Consider the following 20,148-nt stretch of genomic DNA (forward strand, 5'->3'; position numbering starts at 1 on the left):
GTGTGACGATGTGAGTTTCGTCAGGTTCACGTTGCCGAGGAGTGGCGCCGTGGATCCGCAATGATTGCCGACGGACTGGCGGTGTGCGCCGCATGATTTTTCGAAAAACATCAGCCTGTTTGCGCATCGGGTGGCTCTCGATCGTTCGCACATTCACGCCTTGTCGTTGAGTGCGAAGACGTAGTGAGCCGTCGGGGGAGGCGAATGCGAGCTGCGAGCCAAGGTGTTTTCCATGTTCATCGATAGAATTCTTGCCCGCTTCAAGATCCAGACGAAGGTGCTGTTTTTCATCCTGCCCTTCGTCGTCAGCATCTGTGCCGTCGGTATCACCGGCCTCTATGCATCCGGCCTGCTTCAGGGACGCATGGAGATTTCCAACAGCGTGTTGCAGACCTTGAGCGGCTTCAAGGATGTCTATGCGGGCATGAACGCCTTCCTGCATTCGACCACCGAAGAAACACGTGATGCCGTGCAATCGACGATCTCGGCGCAGAAGGACGTGCTCGCCGATACCGCTGCACAGGTTGCCGGCCAGAACGGCCAGGACGAATTGAAGGCGGCGATCGCGGCGACCAGCGACATCGAAGCGCGCATCGGCGGCCTTTGGACGCTGCACGTTGGCGAGCAGGACCTGCGCACGGCAATGAGCTCGAACCTCGACGCCTTGCTGATCGAGCGCGCCAAGATCAATGAAGAGTCGAACCGCCTGCAATACGCCGTTCGCAAGAGCGAGAACGCCGCCAAGACCATGCTGCGCGAAGCCGAAAAGCTGATGCGCGCAAGCCGCTTCTTCAACGAGTTCGGCACCGAAGTGAGCAAGGCGATCACCGTCGAGGAGAAGCTGAAGGCGGTCAAGGAACGCTTCCCGATGATCGGCCGCACCGAGCGTGACATCTTCCGCCTGCTGCCGAAGGACGAAAAGTCGCTCACCGAGACCATCACCTCGGCTTCGAGCGAGATCGGCTCGATCCTGAAGGCGCCCGCCGGACCGGAAACGCTTGCCGGCATTTCCAAATATGTCGACCGCTTCCGCACTGCGAGCTTCCGCCTGGAAGCGGCTTCCGTCGGCAAGATGCGCGACGCCACGCGGATTTTCGCCGAACTCGACGAACAGATCGTCACGACGGAATCGGTTCTGACCGCTACCCGTAGGCTGTCGTCGTCGATCACCGATATCCAGATTTCCGCCGCCACCTTCATGGGGCAGACGAACGAGGGCAATCGCCAGAAGCTGCTCGACAAGTCGCTTGCCGTTCAGCAGAACATGGCGACGCTTCGCGGTGTCGCAAGCGACGGCGCATCCTTCGACAAGATCGCCGACACGTTGATGCCGATCCTGACCGCGATGAAGAAGGATGCCGCAGCGCTCGTCGAAATCACGGTCAAGCGCACCGCAGACTTCGACGCCGCCGGACAATCGATCAACCAGATCTGGACCGATCTCACCGAATTTGCCGAACAGCAGAAGGTTGCCGCCGGGACCGAGCGCAACGAGGCGAACCAGATCTCGGTTGCCGCCACCGTTGCCGGCGTCGTCATCGCGCTTCTGGCCGGCATCGCGCTGACGCTGACGCTGAAGAAGCCGATCGGTCAGATCACCGCGGCGATGCGTCGTCTCGCCGATGGCCGCCTCGACACGACGATCGATGGCGATGGTCGTCGCGACGAAATCGGCGACATGGCCCGTGCGCTCGGCGTGTTCAAGGAGAACGCGCTCTCCAAGGTCCGCATCGAAGCGGAAAGCGAGGAGCAGCGCAGCCGCGCCGAAATCGAGCGTAGCCGCAACGACCAGGAAAAACGCGAGCTCGATCGCCAGATCGATCTTGCCGTCAGCGAGCTTGCCGCTGGTCTCGGCCGCCTGGCCCAGGGCGACCTGTCGCGCCAGATCGACGTGCCGTTCCATGGTCGCCTCGAACAGCTTCGCCAGGACTTCAACGGTTCGCTGATCCGCCTGCAGGACACGCTCGCCCAGATCCGCGCCAATGCGCAGGCGATCCAGGAGAGCGGCTCCAGCATGCACCATGCGGCAGATTCGCTGTCGAAGCGCACGGAGGCCCAGGCCGCCTCCCTCGAAGAGACGGCGGCCGCCGTCGACCAGATCACCGTCACCGTCCGTTCCTCGGCCGAGCGTGCCGGCGAAGCCAACCATGCGGTGATCCAGACGAAACGCAGCGCCGATAGCTCGGCGACCGTCGTCACCAACGCGATCGCCGCCATGGGACGCATCGAGGAGGCCTCGCGCCAGATCGAGCAAATCATCGAAGTGATCGACGACATCGCCTTCCAGACCAACCTCCTGGCGCTGAACGCCGGCATCGAGGCGGCACGGGCGGGTGAAGCCGGAAAGGGCTTTGCCGTCGTCGCCCAGGAAGTGCGTGAACTGGCCCAGCGCTCGGCAGAAGCTGCGCGCGAGATCAAGGGCTTGATCAACAAGTCGACCAACGAGGTCAATGCCGGCTCGCACCTGGTCAAGGAAACCGGCGAAGTGCTGGCTTCGATCAGCGCCCAGATCGTCACGGTCAGCCAGCACGTCGAGATGATCGCGACTGCCAGCCGCGACCAGGCCGTGGCGCTCAACGAGGTCAACGGCTCAGTCAACCAGATGGACCAGATGACGCAGCAGAACGCCTCGATGGTGGAAGAGGCGACGGCGACGAGCCGCGCGCTCTCAAACCAGGCCGACACGCTGATGATGCTGGTCGAGCAGTTCCGGCTGGAGCCGGCGGCGGAAGACTACGACAACTACCGGGCGGCCTGAGGCGTGCGGTAGACGGTTTCGCTGGCGGCAGGCAACGCCGCCAGCCGAAAGCACGGCAACCGGTGCCGTGCGATATAACAAGGGCAGGGGCTAACATTGCACCGCGTGGCCGCAGGGCTTCGCGGTGCTTTTTTTATCGGCGTAGAGGCTGCTCTTGCGTCGCTTGGTGACCGCGGCCGCGAGTGTTGTGAAGGTTCGACGTAGAAGGGCGGGCGGTTTCGGATCGAAATCCTCGTCCCAGCGGCGCGTTTTCAGGGCCATGTCGGCGATGTAGACCATTGCCATCATTTCCATCGCGATGCTCCTTAGTTGATGGGCATCACTTCTTTTATGCAGCAAAACTAGTTTTACATACATCGGGTATCGCTCTATGTTTTTCACCGATGAAAGACATGGATTGGGATATCTATCGCTGTTTCATGAGCGTGGCGCGCGCTGGTGGGCTCACCGGAGCGGCGCAGGCGCTCGGCTCCAGCCCGGCGACCGTTGGCCGGCGGATGCTGGAACTCGAGGAGCGCACGGGCCGCGCGCTGTTTCTGCGCAGCCAGACCGGCTACCAGCTTACCGGCGATGGTGAACTGCTGTTCGAGCAGCTTCAGGAAATGGAATCGGCGGCGCGCCGGGTCGAGAGCTGGCGGCAGGAAGGCGAGGGCGTAACGGTCCGCATCACCGTCGGTACCTGGATCGCCTGGCTGCTGGCGGAGAACTTTCCGGCGCTCTGCACCGAAAGGGACGGCTTCAGCCTCGCGATCACGGTCGGCGAAACACGCGCCAGCCTCGCCTATCGCGAGACCGATATCGGCATCCGCGCCTTCGAGCCCGAGGAGGCCTATCTGGCGGCAAGTCCGGTCGGCGACGTCGCCTATGCCGCCTATCGTCAAAAGAACGCGCCGTCGGGCGCGAGCGCGCGATGGGTGGCCGTCGGCGAGGAGGAGGCGATCTCCGCCTATCTGCGCTGGCCGCACGAGCAGATGAAGGGGGGCTGGGAGGGGCGGATCGTCGCCACGGTCACGCGGCCGCGCTCGCTGCTCGATCTCGCCCGCGCCGGCGCCGGCTGTGCGGTGCTTCCTTGTTTCGTCGGCGATCTCGATCCGATGCTGGAGCGCGCCGGCGAGGAGATCCCGGCGCTCCGGCACCGGCAATGGATCGTCATGAACAATGAGGATCGCCACCGCAAGGAAATACGAACGGTCGTCGACCGCATGACCAGGCTGTTGCGTAGTCACGTGGACATCTTTGCCGGAAAGCGACCGCGCCGCAGCTGAGGCGGAGCAAGGACTGAACCCTGCTGCTGGGAACGCTACCGCCGTGGTCTTTTTTGTATATGGGTCAGCGCATCAGCAGCTTGACGAGTGCCGCCTGCGAGTTGACCCGGGTCTTGGCGTAGATGCTTTTGAGCTGCGTCCGGATCGTCTCATAGCTGACGCCGTTGGCCTGCGACATTTCCTTCAGCGTCAGGCCGGCGGCGATACCGCAGGCGATGCGGATTTCGGCGGGGGTCAGACCATAATTGTCCTTCAGATGGTCGTGCCTGAGATCGCCGAGCAGCGACGTCGCGGGCTCGACCAGAACCGCCACAGTCGGTCCGTCGAGAAGTTCGGTAAAGATGCTGGCACTTCGCCGCACCAAGGTAATGCGGAAGGCGCCGTGCTCCGCGGTCCTGACGACACGCAGTTGCGGCTGTGCCGGTGCGCCGACCGGCGAGGCCAGAAGCTCGAGCGCCGCATTGGTTTCCGGTTCGTCCATGAACAGGCGGCCGTTGACCGCGACCCGGAACGGTGAGCCGTTCGCCGCCATTCGCTCGGCGTTGTGGTTCATCGAGCGGATGCGCAGATTGCCGCCCACATAAATCACGCCGACGCCGATCGTATCGAGCAGGGTCCGGCCCTCATGCTGCTCGGCCATCATCAGGTCGCGCCGCCGCAGGAAGTCGAAGGCGCGCTTCAGGTGGGGCGCAAGAAGCGTGTACTGGTCCGCCGCCTGCTGGTTGAGTTCCTCGTCGGTCGACGAGGTGCAGGTCGACACGAGCAGGGTCCGCGTCGGGCTGCGCACGATGGTCACGCCGACGGTGGTCTCGCTGCCGGTCTGGCGCTTCAGCCAGTCATTGTAGAATTCCGATTTCATCAGCTCCGAGCGCGAGACGATATGCTCGCCGGAGAGACCGCGGCCCACCGGCACGAGAACCGATTTCGGTATCCAGGGATTGATCGCCGCGAAGTGATCGTTGAACTGGTCGATGGCATCAGAGGTAAAGCCGGAGACATAGGGCACGCACGACGCTGGCGCTGTGAGGTCATGATAGTGGAGCGCAGAGCATCCATCGGGCATGGTCGTCGTCAGCCGGTCGAGAAAATCCTGCCAGCCGCAATCGCCAAAGGCGGCGCCGTAGATCAGCTCCGTCAGTTCGGCGGTATCTGCAGGTTTCGTCGAACGATACATGCGTGCCTTTGTCTAAGACAGGTATGCCTAATATAGTCAGGCATCACGGGTTCGATCAACCTGAAATAGCGGAGACAAGCATTCGTTGCGTGCGTTGCCATCCTGACAACGCAGAATAGCCGGCAAAGAGCCGGCTATTCCAATTTCTCCCACTTTCAACCGGTTTCGGTGAAATCAACTTTTGGTTGCTCTCACGTTCGCGGCCACAGCTGTGTGGCGGAGCGCTAGCGGCGACAGCAGGATCGTCGCGAACAGCGTTGTGGCGAGCATCATGGCCGGCCCTGGGTGACGATAACCGGGATCAGCAGGTCGCCCCAGTTGCCTTCGCCGCCGTGGTGGCGGGCGGAGCGCACGAGCTCGACCGAAACGCCGGCATCGACGGCCTTCATGACGGACTGGTTGAGGCGGTGCAGGTCGTTGGCGACCATGCGGATTGCCGCCTGCTGGTCCGGGGTCATCGCCGAAGACTGTTCCTCGGCCCGTTCCTTGACGCGTGTCTGGACTGTCATTGGACTTCTCCTTGAGGTTCGAGGCTGGAGGTGCTTGCGGTTTTCCGCCCGCATCCATTTCACTTACGAGGGGTCGGCAGGAGCGCAGCGGGCAGGGATTGCCACGCTCCCGCCGGGCTTTCACTCTGCGGCCGGGCGGAATTGATCGTGCTCGGTCGATTCCTTCATGGCTGTTGTCGAGGACTGGCCGCCGGTGATCGCCATCGAGACGGCGTCGAAGTAGCCGGTGCCGACTTCGCGTTGGTGCTTGGTCGCGGTGTAGCCGTTGACCTCGGCGGCGAATTCCGCCTCCTGCAGCTCCGAATAGGCGGCCATCTGCCGTGCCTTGTAGCCGCGCGCCAGTTCGAACATGCCGAAGTTCAGCTGGTGGAAGCCGGCAAGCGTGATGAACTGGAACTTGTAGCCCATCGCGCCCAGCTCTCGCTGGAACTTGGCGATCGTCGCGTCGTCGAGGTTCTTTTTCCAGTTGAACGACGGCGAGCAATTGTAGGCGAGCAGCTTGCCCGGATGCGCCTTGTGCACGCCCTCGGCGAACTTGCGGGCCTGTTCCAGGTCCGGCTTGGAGGTCTCACACCAGATCAGGTCGCAATGCGGCGCATAGGCGATGGCGCGGGCAATGCAGGGCTCAAGCCCGTTCTTCACCTGGTAGAAGCCTTCGACCGTGCGGCCGGCATCGTAGTCGACGAAGGGGCGATCGCGCTCGTCGATGTCGGAGGTGAGCAACTTTGCCGCTTCCGCATCGGTGCGGGCGATGACCAGCGTCGGCGTGCCCATGACGTCGGCGGCAAGCCGTGCCGCGTTCAGGTTGCGGATATGGGCTGCCGTCGGGATCAGCACCTTGCCGCCGAGATGGCCGCACTTCTTCTCCGAAGCAAGCTGATCCTCGTAGTGGACGCCGGCAGCGCCCGCCTCGATGAAGGCCTTCATGATCTCGAAGGCGTTGAGCGGACCGCCGAAACCGGCTTCGGCGTCAGCGACGATCGGTGCGAACCAGGTGTCGACCGAAAGGCCCTTGCCTTCTGAGGTCTCGATCTGGTCGGCGCGCTGCAGCGTGCGATTGATGCGCTTGGCAAGCTCAGGCGCGGCATTGGCCGGATAGAGCGACTGGTCCGGATACATGGCCGAAGCGGTGTTGGCATCGGCTGCGACCTGCCAGCCGGAGAGGTAGATCGCCTTCAGGCCGGCGCGCACCATCTGCATTGCCTGGTTGCCCGAAAGTGCGCCGAGTGCGTTGACGAAGTCGTCTTCGTGAATGAGTTTCCACAAGCGGTTCGCGCCCATTTCGGCCAGCGAATAGCGGATCTCGACCGACCCGCGCAGCCGCTTCACGGTCTCTGCGGTATAGGGGCGATCGACGCCATCGAAGCGGCCTTGCGGTGCGCTGGGAACGAGCTTGTAAAAATCAGTCATTACTTCCTCCTGTCAAAATCAAACACCCATTCGACTTTTGTCGTATGGCGACTTGTGTTTCGAGTTCATGTGACAGTTTTTACATTGCGCTGCAGTATTCGGCTATTGGAAACGGTCGTTTGCAGAGATCAAAAGGGTTATGTTGTCTTGCCTTTGACAGGGCGGCGAAGTAAATTTGTAAAAAATGTAAAACGCCCTGCGCTGAGCGGATTGTAAAGGTAGTTACAAATGGCCGAGAACAAGATCTTTGCCGGCCCGCGGGTCAGGCGCATTCGTAACGGCCTGTCGCTGACGCAGACGGCCATGGCCGAGGCCCTCGGTATCTCGCCGTCCTATCTCAATCTGATCGAGCGCAACCAGCGGCCGCTGACGGTGCAGCTGCTTTTGAAGCTTGCCTCGGTCTACAAGGTCGACCTCGACGAGTTGCAGGGCGAAACCGGCGGCAGCCTCACGCAATTGCGCGAGGTTTTCGCCGATCCACTGCTGTCGGCCGAGCTGCCGGGAGAGCAGGAGCTGATCGAGGTGGCAGAAGCGGCCCCCAATGCTGCCGGCGGCGTCGTCAAGCTCTACCGCGCCTATCGCGAGCAGGCAGCGCGTCTCAGGGACTTGGCTGACCTCCTGGCGGGGCAGGGGCACATGGAGGCGCTTTCGGGCACACGGTTGCCGATGGACGAGGTACGCGAGACCTTCGAGGGGCGGCCGAATTATTTTGCCGGCATCGAGGCGGCGGCGGAAGCCTTCCACGAGGCGCTCTCGCCGGGTGATGATCTCATCGGCGCGCTCAAGGCCTGGCTGAAGAAGGAGCATGGCCTCGTCGTGCGCAGCCTGCCGGTCCATGCCATGCCGAACCTGCGCCGTCGCTTCGACAGGCACTCCATGCGCCTCTTCGTTTCCGAGCGGCTGTCGCCCTACGACCAGTTGCGCGAGATCGCGATGGAGGCCGTGTCGATTGCCTGCCACGAGGCGATCACGGCCGAGCTTGGGTCGTTACGGCTTTCGACCGCGGAGGCACGCCGTATTGCTCGCTTCGAGCTGGCGCGCTATGGCGCGCATGCGCTGATGATGCCCTATGCTGCGTTCCTCGCCGCCGCACAACGGGCGAAGTACGACCTCGATGTCCTGCGCGCCCGTTTCCAGGTCTCCTTCGAACAGGCGGCCAACCGGCTGACCATGCTGCAACGGCCGGGCGCCCAAGGGCTGCCATTCTTCCTGATGGAGATCGACAATGCCGGCCACCGATTGCGGAGGGCGGGCGCATCGGGCTTCCCTCAGGCAAAGTTCGGCGGTGGCTGTCCCAAGCTCAATATCCATGCCGCCTTCTCAGTGCCGGGCCAGCTACTGGTCGATCGTGTCGAGATGCCCGACGGCGCTGCATTCTTGACCATCGCACGCACGCTGGAGGGTCCGCAGGCGGCGTTCCACGAGCGCGTCCGGCGCACAGCCCTGCTTCTAGGCTGCGAAGCTTCGTTTGCCGACGAGACCGTCTACGGTTCGGTGCTGCTGCCGGCGGTCGAAATCGGTGCCGGCTGTCGGCTCTGCGAGCGCCAGGGCTGCCTGGCGCGTGCCGAGCCGCCCGTTACCCGGCCGCTCGGACTTGATGAGATGGCGACCGGGCTCAGCGTTTTCGATTTTCAGTAGCTGACGGGGTGCTGGTTGGGCAGAAGCGGCGCATTCGCGGCAAAGCATTCCGCCGGTAGCCCGGTAGTATAGCCGCGGGTGATATGGGCCGTGTCAGCATAGGCCTTGTTGCGCATCAGGATCGCGTGCAGTTCCGGTAGATTGTAGAACGGCACACCGGGATACAGATGGTGCTCCAGGTGGTAGTTGATGTTGTGGGGCGCGAAGAACAGCTTCTCCCAGGCGTGCGGATAGACGGTGCGTGAGCTCGTCAGTTCGTCGCTATAGTCCATGCTGCCGAAATGCTCGGCGACGCTGCGTATATAAAGGAACAGGCAGAAGAAGGTGAGGAACGGCACCACCCAGTAGAGCGCCACTTCCCGCCAGATGCCGAAGAGCGTGAAGATCGCGGCGGCGGCGGCGTAGAAGCCGACGCGCAGCAGCTTGTACTGCAGCGTTGAACGGTCGTTCTTGCCCATGCGTTTGGCCATATGCAGCATGTCGCGCAGCGAATTGACCGCGACGAGGTAACCGAGCAATTGCGTGACGCCGCGCGCAACCTTTTGCGGAAAGGTGAATTGCGGCATGCCGAGCTTCGCTGTCCAGTCCGGATCCTCGTCGCTATTGGCGTGCTGATGGTGGGCGAGATGGTTCTGGCGGTAGCCATCGACCGTGGCCAGCACCGGCCAGGCGAGCAGCAGGTCGCTCATCCAGTCGCTGAGTTTCCGGTTGCGGATGATGCGATAGTGCGCCGCCTCGTGGATCATGCAGCCGAGCGCATGCATGCGTCCGGCGATCAGCACCACAGCAATCAGGTAGACGAAGACATTGCCGAAATACTCGCTGACGGCGATGGCTGCTGCGATCATCGTCCAGTCGAATGCGATTGCCGCAAGGGCCTTTTGCGGCTCGAGCACCGACAGGCGCTTCAACTGCTTCGGATCGATCCTGCGGCTTTTCCCGCCGACGATCTGCTCACCCATGACGACACCTGAGATCCTGAACCGCAACTGTCGGGAAAATCGCATGGCGATCATGGTTAATCAATCGTAAATGGCGGTCCGTACAGAGGCGGCAAAGCTATGGTTAACGGTGCCGCCGCGGCCGGGTCGAAGGCGACAGGCTGGAAGCAAGGCGCCATAAGTGCCCGTTTTTCTTCGACTTGTGAAACTGATGAGCCCACAGGGCGGCGCTTCTTATCGGCACGAAAGCGCTTGAGGTTATCGAGAAAGATGCCTAACCTCCGGCCTGAACGAAGCGGATTGGACGGTGTCCCGGCGTGCCGGGCCCGATACGAAAAAACCAAGAGGGGAGTTGTATGTCCAAGCTCATCGTCACAACCCTGGCGGCAGCCGTTCTGGCCGGCTCGACCATGCTGGCCTCGGCGCAGGAGCGCGTGGTCAACGTCTACAACTGGTCGGACTATATCGACAGCAGCATTCTGGAAGATTTCACCAAGGAGACCGGTATCAAGGTCGTCTACGACGTCTTCGATTCCAACGAGATCCTGGAGACGAAGCTGCTTGCAGGTGGCTCCGGCTACGACGTGGTGGTGCCGACGGCAACCTTCCTGCAGCGGCAGATCGCCGCGGGCGTGTTCCAGAAGCTCGACAAGTCGAAGCTGCCGAACCTTTCCAATATGTGGGACGTGATCATGGAGCGTACGGCCAAGTACGATCCGGGCAACGACTATGCCATCGACTACATGTGGGGCACAACCGGCATCGGCTACAATGTCGACAAGATGAAGGCGATCCTTGGCACGGACGAGAAGCCCAACTGGGACGTCATCTTCAAGCCGGAACTGGCGGCGAAGTTCAAGGATTGCGGCATCCACATCCTCGATTCCCCGACCGACGTGATGCCTTCGGCGCTCGCCTATCTCGGCCTCAACCCGGATAGCCACGAGGCGGCCGATCTCGAAAAGGCGGCTGAGCTGCTGGCGAGCATCCGCCCCAATGTGCGCAAGTTCCATTCCTCGGAATACATCAACGCGCTCGCCAACGGCGACATCTGCCTTGCAATCGGCTTTTCCGGCGACGTCTTCCAGGCCCGCGACCGTGCGGCCGAAGCCAAGGCTGGTGTGACCGTCGACTACGCGATCCCGTCCCAGGGCGCGCAGATGTGGTTCGACATGCTTGCGATTCCGGCTGATGCACCGCACGTCGAGGAGGCGCACGCCTTCCTCAACTACATGATGAAGCCCGAGGTCGTCGCCAAGGCATCGAACTATGTCTTCTACGCCAACGGCAACAAGGCCTCGCAGCAGTTCCTCGACAAGGCCGTCATGGAAGATACCGCCATCTACCCGACGGAAGAGGTGATGCAGAAACTGTTCACGGTGACGCCCTTCGAGGCGAAAGAGCAGAGGGTATTGACCCGTCTCTGGACAAAGGTCGTAACCGGCCAGTAAGAGCGGAAAACGAATTGCCCGGACCTCAAAATCCGGGCAATTTTCTTAAGGGGGCACCGGGGAAAACGAGAGTGCCCATCGGCTGTATCATTCGGGGATAGATGATGAAGTCTCTCGGCAGTATCCGGCGGTCCTTTGCCCCTTGGGCGGATCCCGCTTCCAAGCCATTCATTTCCTTCAAGAACGTGACCAAGCGGTTCGGCGATTTCACCGCCGTCGACGACCTTTCGCTGGATATCTACACGCGCGAGTTCTTTGCGCTGCTCGGTGCGTCCGGCTGCGGAAAGTCGACGCTTCTGCGCATGCTCGCCGGCTTCGAACAGCCGACGTCGGGTGAGATCATTCTCGACGGACAGAGCCTGGCCGGCATTCCGCCCTACAGGCGTCCGGTCAACATGATGTTCCAGTCCTACGCGCTCTTCCCGCATATGAACGTGGAGAAGAACATCGCCTTCGGCCTGAAGCAGGATGGCATGCCGAAGGCGGATATTGCCGAGCGCGTCGCCCAGATGTTGAAGCTGGTGAAGCTCGAAAAGTTTTCCCAGCGCAAGCCGCACCAGCTTTCGGGCGGTCAGCGCCAGCGTGTCGCGCTTGCCCGCTCACTTGCCAAGCGGCCGAAGGTGCTGCTCCTCGACGAACCGCTCGGCGCGCTCGACAAGAAGCTGCGCGAGGAGACCCAGTTCGAACTGATGGATCTGCAGCAGGAACTCGGTCTCACCTTCGTCGTCGTCACCCACGACCAGGAAGAGGCAATGACCATGGCCGACCGCATCGCGGTGATGAGCCACGGCAAGGTCATTCAGGTGGCGACGCCTGCCGAAATCTACGAGGCGCCGAACTCCCGTTTCGTCGCGGACTTCATCGGCGACGTCAACATTTTCGAGGGCGCTGTTTCCGGCGCCGAGGGCGGCTATGTGCGCCTTGAGGGCACCAACGGTTTCCCGATCCGCATGGCATCGCCCGAGACGCCGGCTGCCGGCGGCAAGTCCGCCGTCGCCGTCCGCCCGGAAAAGATCCGCGTCAGCCGCCAGCCGCCGGCGCACGCGCCCGTCAACACCGTTCAGGGCGAGATCTGGGATATCGGTTATCTCGGCGACATGACCGTCTTCCACGTGCGCCTGAAGGACGGACGCGTGATCAAGGCCTCGTCGCTCAACGCGGTGCGCGCGGTCGAGGATCCGCTCGGCTACGACCAGGAGGTCTGGGTTTCCTTCGGCGAAGATGCCGGCGTCGTTCTGAAGGATTGAGGCCATGACCCGTGTCGCATCCGCCCTCTTCAGCCGCCTCGTCATCATCATCCCCTATGCCTGGCTGCTGTTCTTCTTCCTGATCCCCTTCTTCATCGTCTTCCGCATCTCGCTGTCGCAGACGGCGGTGGCCATGCCGCCCTATACGCCGGTCTTCGATCTGTTCGGCGGCCTGTCCGGCATCCTTGAAAAGGCGCGGGAATTCTCCTTCGACAACTACGTCTGGCTGACGGAAGACGTCCTCTACTTCAACGCCTATGTGTCGAGCGTCATCATCGCGGGCGTCTCGACCGTGCTGACGCTGCTGATCGCCTATCCGGTTGCCTACGGTATGGCGAAAGCGCCGAAGACCATTCGCCCGACGCTGCTGATGCTGGTGATCCTGCCCTTCTGGACGAGCTTCCTGATCCGCGTCTACGCCTGGATCGCGATCCTCAAACCCGAGGGGCTGCTCAACCAGTTCCTGATGAGCATCAACGTCATCGACCAACCGCTGATCATCCTCAACACCAATTGGGCGATCTATATCGGCATCGTCTATTCCTATCTGCCCTTCATGGTGCTGCCGATCTATTCGTCGCTTGAGAAGATGGATCACACCCTGACGGAGGCCGCGCTCGACCTCGGCTGCACGCCGTTTACCGCCTTCTGGCGCGTGACATTCCCGCTGTCGCTGGCGGGCGTCGTCGCCGGCTGCCTGCTGGTCTTCATCCCAGCCGTCGGCGAATTCGTTATCCCCGACCTGCTTGGCGGTTCGGAAACGCTGATGATCGGCAAGACGCTCTGGAACGAGTTCAACGCCAACCGCGACTGGCCGGTCTCTTCGGCCGTGGCGACGATCCTGCTTCTGATCCTGGTGTTGCCGATCGTCTACTTCCAGAACGCCCAGGCCAAAGCCGACAGCGAGGGGAGGTAGGACATGGGCAACTGGTCACGCTTCAACATCGCCTCGATCGTGCTCGGTTTCGGCTTTCTCTACCTGCCGATCGTGCTTCTGGTGATCTTCTCCTTCAACGAATCGAAGCTCGTCACCGTCTGGGCGGGCTTTTCGACCAAATGGTACACGCAGCTCTGGCATAACCAGGCGCTGCTCGATGCCGCCTGGGTGACGATCCGCGTCGCGCTGATCTCGGCGACCTTCGCCACCGTGCTCGGTACGCTCGCGGCTTTGGCGCTCGTCCGCTACACGCGCTTCCGTGGCCGCATGCTGTTTTCCGGCATGGTCTATGCACCGCTCGTCATGCCCGAGGTGATCACCGGCCTGTCGCTGCTGTTGTTGTTCGTTGCCATCGGTCTCGACCGCGGCTTCTGGACGATCACGCTGGCGCACATCACCTTCACCATGTGCTTCGTTGCTGTGGTGGTGCAGTCGCGGTTGCTCAGCTTCGACCGGTCGATCGAAGAGGCAGCCCTCGATCTCGGCGCCACGCCGGTCACGACCTTCTTCTCGATCACCCTTCCGGTCATCGCGCCCGCGGTGTTTTCCGGCTGGGTTCTCGCCTTCACGCTGTCGCTGGACGATCTGGTGATCTCGAGTTTCACCACGGGACCGGGCGCCACCACGCTGCCGATGAAGATCTACAGCCAGGTGCGGCTGGGCGTGACGCCGGAAATCAACGCGATCTGCACCATCCTCATCGGTGTCGTCGCCATCGGGGTGGTCGTTGCCTCGATCGTCACCAAGCAGCGCGAGGCGCAGCGCGAACGGGACGAGCGGGCGGCCTTCGCCCAGTCCTGAACGGTGCGAATTCGAGACTAGCGTGACGCGGCTTGTCCGCCACGAACCGACGGCTGGTGTCTCTGACGCCGGCCGTTTTCAGTTGGGTTCGCCAAGAACCGACAGGGGTGAGATCACTGCATTCGGCCAGGAACCGCCGACGAAGAAACGCAGCCTTTGCCCGGCATTCAATGTGTCGGTGTAGGTGCCTGCGAGCGCCAGGCTGCCGCTGCGGTAGGGAATGACGCCGTTGACCGAGAGATTGCCGGTCTGGCCGGCAAAGAGCGCTCGGTTCAGCCGCGCCGACCCTTCCCCGAAGCTGGCTTCGATATCCGCCGTCTGGAAGGCGAAGTTGCCGTCGCTCGCCTGCGCCAGCGAAAAGAATTCTCCGGCCCGGACAAGGTTCGCAAAGGCATTTGCGTCGAAGCCGGTGAGGTTGCCGTTGGCGAGCGAAAGCCTGATGCGGCCGGAAGCCTCGGCCACCTGCGCGCGCCAGAACGGGTGTTCCGTCGTAAGGTCCAGATTGACATTGCCCCGGCCGGTCGGAACCGGGCCGGTGAAACCGAAGTCAGCAAGGGCGGCGGCAAGGTCGGCATTCTTCAGCACCAGTTCCAGACGGCCACCGCCGGCCAGCCCCTCTTCCGAAGCGGCGAGCCGCCCGCTGAGCCGGCCATTGGCATAGGTGCTGTCGGCGACGTCGATGGAGGCGCGCCCGTGATCGATGATGACGCCGGCGGCGAGATCTTCGAGCCGTAGCGGGCCTACCAGTGCCTCCTGCGCCGACAGCCGCACATCGGCACGCCAGCTGCGCGCGAACGCGTCGCCGAGTTGTTGTGTGAGTTCGTCCGGCTCCAGCGGGTCGATGAACGGCTGCAGCCCATTGAGATCGATGCGGTCGAAGGCGAGCGTGCCTTCGACGCGGTGGGTATCGTCGATCGGCGTGGAGATGTCGAGGATGCCGGTCGCGTTGGCACCGCCGAGCGTCAGCTGAAGCTCGTCGAGCTTCAGCGAGGCCTTACCGCTGGTGACGTTGGCGCTGAGGCTGAAGCCGCTGTCCGGCAATGCGCCCGCCGCCTTGCCTTTGTACCAGGCGGCAAGGGCCTGCAGCGAGGCCGTCGAAACCTGCAGCCGTCCCGCGGCAGTCGGTGCAGGGGAGAGATTGCCGTTGCCTTCGAACGAGAGACTGAGCGCCGCCGAGGATAGCGACGTCTTGAGCGCCGCATCGTGGCCGGTCAGCAGCATCAGCGGTTCGTTGCATTCGAGCGTCCAGGCCACCGTCTGTCCGCCAAGGCTTCCCGAAAGCCGGGCGCTGAGCTGCTTGGTGAACGAAGGCCAGGAGACGGTTCCGGATATGCCGGAAAATTCCCGGGTCTGGTTGGTGACGAGGTCGATGATCTGCAGGCGGCCGTTTTCGACGGTGACATCGCCGAACGGCGTATCCTTCTCGGCAGCCTGTGTGTCCGGGGTACTCAGCCAGTGCGGCCGCTGCCAGTTGAGTGTGCCGTCCGTGTGCCGCTCGAGCGTGACGACGGGCTCGATCAGCCGGATATCGTCCAGCGCCGGTGTGCCGTCGATCGCTGAAAACAGGCTGAACGTCGCGGTAATGCTGCCGATATGCGCGAGCTTGCGGGACGATCCATCCGTAGTTTCGATCGTCGCCGAGCGGAGCGTCAAAGTCGGTTCCGGCCAGAAGCTGATCTCGGGATTGCCCGATATTCGGCTCTTTCCGCCGGACCAGGCGTCCAGCATATGCTCCACGGTCGGACGCACGTTCGTCGTCGAAATCACCAGAGGCAGGACGGCGTTGTAGCCGGCTGCAAGCCCGACGCCGATCGCGGCCGGCCACAGGAAATGGCGGCGCCGCAGCTGCGACAACAGGCGTACGTCGCGCATCATATGCAGAAATTTACGTCTCATGTCCGCCTGGTCGCCGTCGCTTGGGTCACGTGAGCTTGGATAGGCCTTCGGTCCTCAGAAATCAAATGCGACGGACAGGCAACAGACAGGTAAATGTCGTCCACGCGATGACGAGGCGCTTTCCGGTGCTGTTTATTTTGCGATGCAGCATGGTATAGAGGGCATGGAGCAGGAGTGGAGGAAAGCATGCACGCAGAGCAGCCGTTGTGGGTTCCAGGTCCGGAAATCCTTGCGCATAGCCCCATGGCCGAATTCATCGCCTGGAGCAGCAAACGCTTCGGCAGAACCTTTGCGGATTACGATGCCTTCCACGCCTGGTCGGTGGCCGAGCGCGGTGACTTCTGGACCGCGGTTTGGGAGCACTGCGGCGTCATCGGAGAACGCGGCGCAACAGCCCTCGTCAACGGCGACCGCATGCTCGACGCCCGCTTCTTCCCCGACGCGAAGCTGAACTTTGCCGAGAACCTTCTTCGCGAAACCGGCGACGGCGACGCGCTCGTCTTCCGCGGTGAAGACAAGGTCGAGTATCGCCTGTCGTGGGACGAGCTTCGCGCGCTCGTGTCGCGCCTGCAGCAGGCGCTGAAGGCTCAGGGTATCGGCCCCGGCGATCGCGTTGCGGCGATGATGCCGAACATGCCCGAAACCATCGCTTTGATGCTGGCGACCGCCTCGATCGGCGCGATCTGGTCGTCCTGTTCTCCCGATTTCGGCGAGCAGGGCGTCCTCGATCGTTTCGGCCAGATCACGCCGAAGCTGTTCATTGCCTGCGACGGCTATTGGTACAACGGCAAGGGCCAGGACGTCGATGTGAAGGTTCGCGCGGTCTCCAAGGCCCTTGGCGTGCCGGCGCTGATCGTTCCCTATGCCGGCGACAGCGCCGCGCTGGCGGCCTCGATCGAGGGTGGCGCAACCCTTGCCGATTTCATCGCGCCGTTTGCGGCAACAACCCTGACCTTCGAACGCTTGCCCTTCAGCCATCCGCTCTACGTGCTGTTTTCCTCGGGCACGACGGGCGTTCCCAAATGCATCGTGCATTCGGCCGGTGGCACCCTGCTGCAGCATCTGAAGGAGCATCGTTTCCACTGCAGCCTTCGCCGCGGCGAAAAGCTCTTCTATTTCACCACCTGCGGCTGGATGATGTGGAACTGGCTGGTTTCCGGATTGGCCGTCGGCGCGACCCTCTGCCTGTTCGACGGCTCGCCCTTCTATCCCGACGGCAACGTGCTCTTCGACTATGCCGCAGCCGAGACGTTCGCGGTGTTCGGCACCTCGGCGAAATACATCGACGCCGTGCGCAAGGGCGGCTTCGTACCGGCCAACACGCATGATCTTTCCACCCTTCGGCTGTTGACCTCGACCGGTTCGCCGCTGTCGCCGGAAGGCTTCTCCTTCGTCTACGAAGGCATCAAGTCTGACGTTCAGCTTGCGTCGATCTCGGGCGGGACCGACATTGTTTCCTGCTTCGTCCTCGGCAACCCGCTGAAGCCCGTCTGGCGCGGCGAGATCCAGGGGCCGGGTCTTGGCTTGGCGATCGACGTCTGGAACGATGAGGGGCAATCGGTGCGCGGTGAGAAGGGGGAACTCGTCTGCACCAAGGCATTCCCGTCGATGCCGGTGATGTTCTGGAACGATCCCGAGGGCGCCAAGTATCGCGCCGCCTATTTCGAGCGCTTTGACAATGTCTGGTGCCATGGCGACTTCGCCGAATGGACAGAGCATGGCGGCATCATCATCCACGGCCGGTCGGACGCGACGCTTAATCCCGGTGGGGTGCGCATCGGCACGGCGGAAATCTACAATCAGGTCGAGCAGATGGAGGAGGTCGCAGAGGCGCTCTGCATCGGGCAGGACTGGGAAGACGACGTGCGCGTCGTTCTCTTCGTTCGTCTCGCCGCCGGCGTCGCCCTGACCGACGACCTGACGAAGGCGATCAAGAACCGCATCCGCGTCGGCGCCTCGCCGCGCCACGTGCCGGCAAAGGTGATCGCGGTCGCCGATATCCCGCGCACGAAGTCCGGCAAGATCGTCGAACTCGCGGTCCGTGATGTGGTGCACGGCCGTCCGGTGAAGAACAAGGAGGCGCTCGCCAACCCCGAGGCGCTTGATCTTTACGCCGGACTGGATGCCCTTAAAAATTGAGGGCGCGTTAACGGATTCGCGTGATTGGAATTAACCAAGGCTTCAGACTTGCTGAAAAATCCCTAAAATTGCGGATCCGGCGGGTAAGGTCTTGTTAAGGATTGGGGGCGCATGGTCATGCCAACTTGAGGCCGATCGATGTTGGATCGGCGTTCGGCAGAGATGCCGTCGCGGACATGACGTCGTTACTTCTCGAGCGATTGTTGGTTTAGCATTCAACTATCGAGGTGGCCTCCCAGCCACCTTTTTTTTATGCGTTTCTCGCCCGCCAGGCCTTGCTGAACGGGGCTCAGGAGCGGCGTTCGAGCGACCGCGACACGAGGATGACCGGGATCATGCCGGCGACGACGATGATCATCGCGGCGACCGAAGCGTCTTCGACCTTGGCCCGAGACGCGTCTTCGTAGACGAGCGTGGCGAGCGTGTTGAAGTTGAAGGGTCTGAGCATGATCGTTGCCGAAAGCTCCTTCATCGTCTCGATGAAGACGAGGAGAGCGGCGGTCAGTACCGCCGGCCGCATCATCGGCAAAAGCACGGTGCGCAAAGTCTGGCCGCCGGTCCGGCCGAGCGCGCGCGCCGCCATGTCGAGATGCGGCGAAAGCTTCTGGAAACCCGCTTCGAGCGAGCCCTCGGCCATGGTGAGGAAGCGCACGCTGCAGGCGTAGATGATCGCAAAGCCGGTGCCGGTCATCATCAACCCGGTGGAGATACCGAACGTATCGCGCATGCCGGCATCGATAATGTTGTCGAGAGCGGCCAGCGGGAAGAGCACGCCGATCGCAAGAACAGTGCCGGGCACGCCATAGCCGAAGGAGGCGAGCCGCCCGGCGATGTCGCTCACCCGAGAATGCCCCGTGCGCGCCGCATAGGCGAGCACGAAACCGAGCAGAACGGTCACCGTTGCGGTCGCACCTGAGACGAGGATGCTATGAAAGAGCGCGTTGAGCAGCCGCGGCTCGATGAACTGGTCGATGCGCTTGAGCGCATAATTGCCGAGGATCAGCACGGGTACGGCAAAGCCTGAAACCACGGGCAGCAGGCAGGCGACCATGGCGGCCCACTTCTTCCAGCCGGACAGTATGAGCCGGGCAGCATCGTGGACGGCGGACGTCGTCTTCTGGCTGGAGAAGCGCTGGCGTCGCCGTGCGGCCCGCTCGATCATCATCAGGCCGATGACGAAGACCAGCATGATGCAGGCGATCTGCGCGGCGCCCGCGAGGCTGCCGCGGTTCAGCCAGGTGTCGAAGATCGAGAAGGTCAGCGTCTGCACGCCAAGGAATTCGACCGCGCCGATGTCGTTCAGCGTTTCCATCGCCACCAGCGTCAGGCCGATCATGATGGCCGGGCGGGCCATCGGGATCTGGATGCGGAAGAACACCTTCAGCGGCCCGGCGCCGAGCGTGCGGGCGACGTCGGCGGCCGCGCGTCCCTGCATCAGGAACATCGAACGGCAGGCGAGGTAGATATAGGGATAGAGAACCGAACTCAGCACGAGCACGGCGCCGCCGAGCGAGCGGATATCCGGAAACCAGTAGTCACGGCTCGTCTTGAAGCCGAAGATCGCGCGGATCAGTCCCTGCACCGGCCCGGTAAAGGTGAAAAGCTCGCCGAACGCATAGGCAGCGAGATAGGCGGGGATTGCGAGCGGCAACACCAGTGCTGCCGACAGGAAGCGCCGCAGCGGAAACTCGCAGCTTGCGACAAGCCAGGCCGTGAGGATGCCGACGAAGGCGGTCACGGCACCCGTCAGCGAGATCAAGAGCAGCGTGCGCCCGGTGGCGCGCGGAATGACGTTCTGCATCAGATGCGGCCAGTCGCCGCCGCCGCCCGAGATCGCCAGCCAGGCGATCGCGATGATCGGCATCAGCACGATCACCGATGTCAATCCGGCCCATGTCGCCAGCAGGGGATGCGAAAGACCGGTTCCGGCACGCGCATGGCGGCGCTTGATGCTCTGAGATGTGGACTGCAATCGATCGATT

The 20,148-nt window shown here is 62.6% G+C and carries 15 protein-coding genes; 8 read left to right on the forward strand and 7 right to left on the reverse strand.

Going from position 1 to position 20,148, the window contains the following annotated elements:
• Nucleotides 1-232: 232 nt before the first annotated feature.
• Nucleotides 233-2,758, forward strand: coding sequence for a methyl-accepting chemotaxis protein (locus tag FA04_RS01640; RefSeq protein ID WP_034800805.1), 2,526 nt, complete (start codon nt 233-235; stop codon nt 2,756-2,758).
• Nucleotides 2,759-2,848: 90 nt separating this feature from the next.
• Here FA04_RS01640 and FA04_RS01645 read toward each other — a convergent pair whose 3' ends face one another.
• On the reverse strand, nt 2,849-3,052 hold the full coding sequence (locus FA04_RS01645) for a hypothetical protein (protein ID WP_034800807.1): 204 nt from the start codon (nt 3,050-3,052) through the stop codon (nt 2,849-2,851).
• 89 nt (nt 3,053-3,141) lie between these two features.
• Here FA04_RS01645 and FA04_RS01650 point away from each other — a divergent pair, with 89 nt between their 5' ends.
• Nucleotides 3,142-4,023, forward strand: a complete 882-nt coding sequence (locus tag FA04_RS01650) for a LysR family transcriptional regulator (protein ID WP_034800810.1) — start codon at nt 3,142-3,144, stop codon at nt 4,021-4,023.
• Between the two features lie 64 nt (nt 4,024-4,087).
• Here the strand turns inward: FA04_RS01650 and FA04_RS01655 are convergent, their stop codons facing one another.
• The 3 genes from FA04_RS01655 to aceA all read right to left on the reverse strand — a co-directional run bounded on the left by FA04_RS01655 (nt 4,088) and on the right by aceA (nt 7,116).
• On the reverse strand, nt 4,088-5,197 hold the full coding sequence (locus FA04_RS01655; RefSeq protein WP_034800812.1) for a helix-turn-helix transcriptional regulator: 1,110 nt from the start codon (nt 5,195-5,197) through the stop codon (nt 4,088-4,090).
• Nucleotides 5,198-5,466: 269 nt separating this feature from the next.
• The gene (locus FA04_RS01660; RefSeq protein WP_034800815.1) at nt 5,467-5,706 is read right to left on the reverse strand and encodes an SMc00767 family acetate metabolism repressor; all 240 of its coding nucleotides are present in this window, start codon (nt 5,704-5,706) and stop codon (nt 5,467-5,469) included.
• 120 nt (nt 5,707-5,826) lie between these two features.
• A complete protein-coding gene (aceA, locus tag FA04_RS01665) occupies nt 5,827-7,116 on the reverse strand; it encodes an isocitrate lyase (protein ID WP_034800818.1) in 1,290 nt (429 codons plus the stop codon).
• A 228-nt stretch (nt 7,117-7,344) separates the two neighbouring features.
• Here aceA and FA04_RS01670 point away from each other — a divergent pair, with 228 nt between their 5' ends.
• Nucleotides 7,345-8,754, forward strand: a complete 1,410-nt coding sequence (locus FA04_RS01670) for a helix-turn-helix domain-containing protein (protein WP_034800820.1) — start codon at nt 7,345-7,347, stop codon at nt 8,752-8,754.
• Here FA04_RS01670 and FA04_RS01675 read toward each other — a convergent pair.
• Nucleotides 8,748-9,716: a fatty acid desaturase family protein gene (locus FA04_RS01675; RefSeq protein ID WP_051659564.1), complete on the reverse strand. Its 969-nt coding sequence runs from the start codon at nt 9,714-9,716 to the stop codon at nt 8,748-8,750. The genes FA04_RS01670 and FA04_RS01675 overlap by 7 nt on opposite strands.
• 335 nt (nt 9,717-10,051) lie before the next feature.
• Here FA04_RS01675 and FA04_RS01680 point away from each other — a divergent pair, with 335 nt between their 5' ends.
• From FA04_RS01680 to FA04_RS01695, 4 genes are all read left to right on the forward strand, one after another.
• Entirely contained in the window at nt 10,052-11,146 is a 1,095-nt protein-coding gene (locus FA04_RS01680; RefSeq protein WP_034800823.1) for a polyamine ABC transporter substrate-binding protein, read from the forward strand.
• Between the two features lie 104 nt (nt 11,147-11,250).
• Nucleotides 11,251-12,393 (forward strand): ABC transporter ATP-binding protein, encoded by a 1,143-nt coding sequence (locus FA04_RS01685; protein ID WP_034801375.1) that lies wholly within the window; start codon nt 11,251-11,253, stop codon nt 12,391-12,393.
• Between the two features lie 4 nt (nt 12,394-12,397).
• Entirely contained in the window at nt 12,398-13,309 is a 912-nt protein-coding gene (locus FA04_RS01690) for an ABC transporter permease subunit (RefSeq protein WP_034800826.1), read from the forward strand.
• A 3-nt stretch (nt 13,310-13,312) separates the two neighbouring features.
• Nucleotides 13,313-14,131, forward strand: a complete 819-nt coding sequence (locus FA04_RS01695; protein WP_034800828.1) for an ABC transporter permease subunit — start codon at nt 13,313-13,315, stop codon at nt 14,129-14,131.
• 78 nt (nt 14,132-14,209) lie between these two features.
• Here the strand turns inward: FA04_RS01695 and FA04_RS01700 are convergent, their stop codons facing one another.
• Entirely contained in the window at nt 14,210-16,027 is a 1,818-nt protein-coding gene (locus tag FA04_RS01700; RefSeq protein WP_034800829.1) for an AsmA family protein, read from the reverse strand.
• Between the two features lie 186 nt (nt 16,028-16,213).
• Here FA04_RS01700 and FA04_RS01705 point away from each other — a divergent pair, with 186 nt between their 5' ends.
• Entirely contained in the window at nt 16,214-18,166 is a 1,953-nt protein-coding gene (locus FA04_RS01705) for an acetoacetate--CoA ligase (protein ID WP_034800830.1), read from the forward strand.
• Nucleotides 18,167-18,455: 289 nt separating this feature from the next.
• On the opposite strand, the gene FA04_RS01710 is transcribed toward FA04_RS01705, so the two are convergent.
• On the reverse strand, nt 18,456-20,138 hold the full coding sequence (locus FA04_RS01710) for an ABC transporter permease (RefSeq protein ID WP_034801377.1): 1,683 nt from the start codon (nt 20,136-20,138) through the stop codon (nt 18,456-18,458).
• Between the last annotated feature and the right edge of the window lie 10 nt (nt 20,139-20,148).

This window comes from Ensifer adhaerens (assembly GCF_000697965.2).
Classification (GTDB): Bacteria; Pseudomonadota; Alphaproteobacteria; order Rhizobiales; family Rhizobiaceae; genus Ensifer; species Ensifer adhaerens.

What these genes read in the sequence shown, in the direction of transcription:
- FA04_RS01645 (WP_034800807.1), bottom strand. Translation starts at nt 3,052, where the DNA reads ATGGAAATGATGGCAATGGTCTACATCGCCGACATGGCCCTGAAAACG.
- FA04_RS01695 (WP_034800828.1), top strand. Translation starts at nt 13,313, where the DNA reads ATGGGCAACTGGTCACGCTTCAACATCGCCTCGATCGTGCTCGGTTTC.
- FA04_RS01700 (WP_034800829.1), bottom strand. Translation starts at nt 16,027, where the DNA reads ATGAGACGTAAATTTCTGCATATGATGCGCGACGTACGCCTGTTGTCG.
- FA04_RS01690 (WP_034800826.1), top strand. Translation starts at nt 12,398, where the DNA reads ATGACCCGTGTCGCATCCGCCCTCTTCAGCCGCCTCGTCATCATCATC.
- FA04_RS01655 (WP_034800812.1), bottom strand. Translation starts at nt 5,197, where the DNA reads ATGTATCGTTCGACGAAACCTGCAGATACCGCCGAACTGACGGAGCTG.
- aceA (WP_034800818.1), bottom strand. Translation starts at nt 7,116, where the DNA reads ATGACTGATTTTTACAAGCTCGTTCCCAGCGCACCGCAAGGCCGCTTC.
- FA04_RS01670 (WP_034800820.1), top strand. Translation starts at nt 7,345, where the DNA reads ATGGCCGAGAACAAGATCTTTGCCGGCCCGCGGGTCAGGCGCATTCGT.
- FA04_RS01705 (WP_034800830.1), top strand. Translation starts at nt 16,214, where the DNA reads ATGCACGCAGAGCAGCCGTTGTGGGTTCCAGGTCCGGAAATCCTTGCG.
- FA04_RS01685 (WP_034801375.1), top strand. Translation starts at nt 11,251, where the DNA reads ATGAAGTCTCTCGGCAGTATCCGGCGGTCCTTTGCCCCTTGGGCGGAT.
- FA04_RS01675 (WP_051659564.1), bottom strand. Translation starts at nt 9,716, where the DNA reads ATGGGTGAGCAGATCGTCGGCGGGAAAAGCCGCAGGATCGATCCGAAG.
- FA04_RS01650 (WP_034800810.1), top strand. Translation starts at nt 3,142, where the DNA reads ATGAAAGACATGGATTGGGATATCTATCGCTGTTTCATGAGCGTGGCG.
- FA04_RS01660 (WP_034800815.1), bottom strand. Translation starts at nt 5,706, where the DNA reads ATGACAGTCCAGACACGCGTCAAGGAACGGGCCGAGGAACAGTCTTCG.
- FA04_RS01680 (WP_034800823.1), top strand. Translation starts at nt 10,052, where the DNA reads ATGTCCAAGCTCATCGTCACAACCCTGGCGGCAGCCGTTCTGGCCGGC.
- FA04_RS01640 (WP_034800805.1), top strand. Translation starts at nt 233, where the DNA reads ATGTTCATCGATAGAATTCTTGCCCGCTTCAAGATCCAGACGAAGGTG.